The sequence below is a fragment of the Polaromonas sp. P3_C2 genome, assembly GCF_056402675.1.
The window spans coordinates 1-830 of the sequence record NZ_JBFUGX010001109.1 but is presented as its reverse complement, the minus strand read 5'-3'; the positions used below and the strand labels follow the sequence as shown (position 1 = coordinate 830).

General features: G+C 58.1%; 1 protein-coding gene and 1 pseudogene. One reads left to right on the top strand and one right to left on the bottom strand.

Annotation, left to right across the window (positions count from 1 at the left end; genetic code table 11):
- A pseudogene (locus AC1DWI_RS24960) lies at positions 1–117 on the top strand (NADPH-dependent 7-cyano-7-deazaguanine reductase QueF); the annotation flags it as partial.
- Here AC1DWI_RS24960 and AC1DWI_RS24955 read toward each other — a convergent pair.
- On the bottom strand, positions 98–830 hold a 733-nt coding region (locus tag AC1DWI_RS24955; RefSeq protein ID WP_477726156.1), incomplete at its 5' end, for a hypothetical protein. The pseudogene AC1DWI_RS24960 and the gene AC1DWI_RS24955 sit on opposite strands and share 20 nt — an antisense overlap.

Below are 830 nucleotides of genomic sequence, written 5' to 3'. Positions count from 1 at the left end.
CCCATGAAGCTCTCGGTATATGCGCGCTACACGCGCCGCGGCGGGCTGGACATCAATCCGTTTCGCACCAGCCATCCGCAGGCGCTGCCGCCCAGCATCAGGACTGCCCGGCAGTAGCGGGCGACCGGCCTGACCATTCGCTGCAGCCAAGGAGGGTTTTCTTGAAAAGCATCTGCTGCGCCGGTGCAATCACCGTTCCCTCCGTATCGTTCCAGATCTGGCGCTGTTCGCAAAGGATGGGCTTGGTGTTGTCCAGAAAATCCGATGCTCCCTGCTGGAAAAAGCGAAGAACCGTTTTGGGATCACACAGCGCTTCTTGGGCGCAAATGGCAATTTCTTCATAAAAAAGAGACAACCGCCCGATAGCGGCGCTGAATTCCGGGTTTCGCCTGTAACGCCCTATGTAGGCGTCGAAGTAGAACTGGGTCTTGAATTTTTTCTTCTGCTCCGCTGAAAGGCTTGGGTCGCGAGCCAGCTCTTCCCGGTACTGTTTGTATTCGCTGGTCACGGCGTCGCTCACGGCCTGCACAATGATGTGGTTTTTCATCATCGCCTCGGACTTGAATTCATTGACGTAGGCGAAGGCGCGATCAACCCGGGCTTTGTCTTTGGCATCGATGTATTGCACGCCGCTGAAGACCGCGCCGACCAGAGCACCCAGCAATGCCGTCCATGGCAGCAGCTGTTCAGGAAGCGTCTTTTGCGCACGGAGCGTGCCCGCAACGGTGGCTGTGCTCATGGCACCACCTTTTTCTGTTTCGGAGGGACGTGATCGTCCGGGCATCGGTCGGGATCCACATGGCAGATGGTGCCTCCGCTCACGCCCAGCT